Here is a 3479-nt window from a genome sequence, read left to right as displayed (position 1 = left end):
CGGCTATAAACATCAGTCCAACGGAGAAGAGGGGTATGCTTCCAGATCATGGAACAGACTCTTTTTATCCACCTTGTGGCAGTGGGATTCCCTGTTCATGAGGGTCGAAGGATGGTACAGGCTGCCTGAAAACAGGAAAAGAGATGCCTTCTACGAGGGAACTGATCCTGATGCTTCCGGTGATGACAACCCTGACATCACTGATTATCTTGGATACGGGGAAATAGAGCTGCAGTATTTGTACGGAGAACACCAGTTTAACCTGCTCTTGCGGAATAACTTTGATCTTGATGAGAACAAAGGCTCCATTCAGCTTGACTATACTGCACCGTTTTATAATTCAGAGAATACATTCTGGTATGTCAAACTCTTCAACGGCTATGGTGAGAGTTTGATCGATTATGACAAGAGTGTCACAAGAATGAGTTTCGGGTTTGCATTTTCAAAAGGGCTGTTTTAAATGCAGATAAGGTGCAGGAGATAAAGAGTGACCTGGTTCATATTTATAGATATCTTTTATAGCTTTTAATTATGCTACAATATGCCGACAATTATTTAGCCAAGACAAGGAAATGTATGAGACTATGTGATTACATGAAAACGATCGTACTCTCTTTATCTCTGGGAAGTGTTTCATTGCTTCATGCCGAAGCGAGAACACATCCTTTCGATATAGAATCAGGTATGGTCACTTATGAGATCAGTGGCGGAACAGAACTTACGCCGGAGACCAATTTAAGTATAAGTGGCAATGTAACATTACGCTTCAGAGACTGGGGTGACATTAGGATGGAAGAAGAGAGCGGTGTCGTACTGACCACAGGAGCCATACGGCATAAACAGGATCTGCAAAGGCTTGAGAAGTATACCAAGGATACAGTGATCACCGTTGATTATGAGAATGAACAAGTGATGCAGCGAAAAAAAGCAGCGAGTGAGACTATAAACTATGACGAAACGGCTTTCCTGGAGCATAAAGGTCATGAAAGTGTTGCCGGCATCGTGTGTGATGTATGGGTAGGTCCAAGTATAAAGAAGTGTATTTATAAAAATGTTGTGCTTAAGCTGGAATCTACGCTGTATGATATTTCCTATTTAAAAGTTGCCACGAAAGCAGTCTTTGATACCAATACATCGGATGTGGAGTGTCAAGTACCTGATTATCCTGTGCAGGAGTTTGCACTGCTTAAAAACAATATCAAAACCAAGAATGTACTTAAGATTGAAAACCCTTGTAAGATATTAAACGTTAAAACCTATGATATCCCCGATCACAATATCAGTGACGGACTCAATACTGTGACAGATGAAGAGAGAAAAAAATTTGTTCATCAGGTGGCAAAAGATATCTATAAAAAGCAGAAGAAGATGTTGCCTAAACTCTTAAGATCGATGAAGAAAAGCCGTGAGTGTCTGCAGACAGCGGAAGACCCGGTGAGAGCAAACCAATGTATGGAACCCTATATGAATATGAAGAAAAAACTTGGCATAGAAGAGGGTGAGGCCATCACGGTTTGGGACGAGGCACAGAAAAACAGACTGCTCGATATCTTGGAAGATGAGGTCATCTATCTGCAATCACGTATGCCATGTGTCAATCGTGCAAAAAAACTGACCGACCTTTCAGCCTGTATGAAATAGACAGCAATGAAATTTTACCGTATCTACATAGAACTGACGAACGTATGCGGGCTTTCCTGCAGCTTCTGCCCGACTAAAGCGTTACCCACCAAAGAGATGGAGCTGGATTTTTTTGAATCCATCGTGATGCAGGCCAAAGCGTATACCAAAGAGGTTGCCTGTCACGTGGTAGGCGATCCTCTCACCTTGTCAAATCTTCATGCCTATCTGGATATCCTGCATAAACATGGTCTGAAAGCCATGTTGACCACCAGCGGGTATTTCTTAAAAAAACACGGGTATGACACCCTGTTCCATCCCTGTGTCAAGCAGATCAATATCTCACTGAACAGTTTCAACAAAAATGATACCTCACTGACATTCGAACAGTATATCGGTCCGATACTTGCTTTGTGTCACGCAAAGCAGCAAAGAGCAGAGGACCTGTTCATCAACCTGCGTGTGTGGAATCTGGATGAAGCCATGAGTGAGCGTGCTTTTAATGAAACACTCTTTAAAAAGCTCTCTTCTGACTTTGGCACGGAACTTGACCTACAGACCATTTATCAGGAGCGGCCCAGGTCACTGCGTTTGGCCTCTAAGGTCCTGGTCCATTTTGATAACTACTTTGAGTGGCCTTCCCTACAGAATCAGATCTATGGGGACGGTACCTGCCAGGGGCTTCAGTCCCATGTGGCAGTGCTGGCCAATGGGAAAGTGGTTCCCTGCTGCCTGGATTGTGACGGGGTGATAGAGCTTGGAGACCTGCATACGTCTACACTGGAGGAGGTCCTCACTTCAAAGCGCGCAGTCACTATGCTGGAAGGATTTAAAGAGGGCAAAGCCATAGAGGAGCTTTGCCAGAAGTGCAGCTACAAAGAGAGATTCAATACGTAAGCAGTTACGTGAGCCTTTCGCTGAGAAAAACCTAGTGTTAGCGTAAGCATGTAGGGCTTTGCCCTACATGCGGTCATAGGATCATCATTTTGCCAGAAGTGCGGCTACAAAGAGAGGTTTAATTAGGAAGAATTCTTTGAAATTTTGTACCCTCTATGCTGACACCCGCCATCAGACCTTCTTCTCCATAGATAAATGCAACAATAGGCTTTTCATAGCTCATAGAAGTGATATCTTTGCTTTTTCCCCAGTCTGACACTGTGATCGAACCATCTACGCCTGCTTCCCATCCATTACTTCTGATGAAATTATTCAGTGCTGCTTCGGATAAAAAGGCGATGAGTACCGTATGTTTCTGTACACCTATCTGATATCCGAGCGATGCAGAGGTGATACTGTAATAATGTTTGGTGACCCCATTGACACGGAGTGCACCTTCTCCATACTCACCGCCTACGATAAACCCGCCTTTGATCACAGAAGGGAAGACAAGATAGCCTTTTACTTTCGAGAGAAACTCCGCGCCGCCGGTCACTTCCTTTTGAAACTTTTTGATAGCTGTCTCCACTTCCGCATCGATCACAGTAGCGGATTTTGCTACGGAAAGCTGAGTGAGAGAAAGAGATATGAGAACCCATAGTATCATGGGGTTAAGTTTTTTAATGTACATGCTGTTATCCTTATATAATTTGTTTTATTATACCGGATAAAAGTAAATTAAATGTGTAGGAGCATCATGGAAAAGATAACGATCAAGGAATATGCGGCAAAACACAAGCTAAGCATATTCGATGTGGTAAAAATGACGAAATCCGGTCAGCTACCGACAGAAACAGTGCAGGAAAACGGCAAGGATACACTCTATATACTTTTGGAAAATGATGTTGAGGAGAAAGTTGAAAAGCCGACGCTCAAAGAGGGAAACAAAGCCCCTTACGGTCTGAAAAAAGAGAATGAAAGGC

The 3479-nt window shown here is 43.3% G+C and carries 5 protein-coding genes; 4 read left to right on the top strand and 1 reads right to left on the bottom strand.

Going from position 1 to position 3479, the window contains the following annotated elements; genetic code table 11:
- The 3 genes from VIM88_RS04825 to VIM88_RS04815 all read left to right on the top strand — a co-directional run.
- The coding region (locus tag VIM88_RS04825) for a phospholipase A (protein ID WP_331861751.1) at positions 1–460 on the top strand (460 nt) is incomplete at its 5' end.
- Between the two features lie 116 nt (positions 461–576).
- Positions 577–1641, top strand: coding sequence for a hypothetical protein (locus tag VIM88_RS04820; protein WP_331861750.1), 1065 nt, complete (start codon positions 577–579; stop codon positions 1639–1641).
- Between the two features lie 6 nt (positions 1642–1647).
- Positions 1648–2517 carry a radical SAM/SPASM domain-containing protein gene (locus tag VIM88_RS04815; RefSeq protein ID WP_331861749.1) on the top strand — a complete coding sequence of 290 codons (870 nt, stop codon included), beginning with the start codon at positions 1648–1650 and terminating at the stop codon, positions 2515–2517.
- 118 nt (positions 2518–2635) lie between these two features.
- Here the strand turns inward: VIM88_RS04815 and VIM88_RS04810 are convergent, their stop codons facing one another.
- Positions 2636–3187, bottom strand: a complete 552-nt coding sequence (locus tag VIM88_RS04810) for a YSC84-related protein (protein ID WP_331861748.1) — start codon at positions 3185–3187, stop codon at positions 2636–2638.
- Between the two features lie 66 nt (positions 3188–3253).
- Here VIM88_RS04810 and VIM88_RS04805 point away from each other — a divergent pair.
- The coding region (locus VIM88_RS04805; protein WP_331861747.1) for a hypothetical protein at positions 3254–3479 on the top strand (226 nt) is incomplete at its 3' end.

It is taken from the genome of Sulfurovum sp. (genome assembly GCF_036568385.1).
Lineage (GTDB): Bacteria > Campylobacterota > Campylobacteria > Campylobacterales > Sulfurovaceae > Sulfurovum.
The sequence above is the reverse complement of the archived record's forward strand: the minus strand, read 5'-3'. Positions and strand labels throughout refer to the sequence as shown.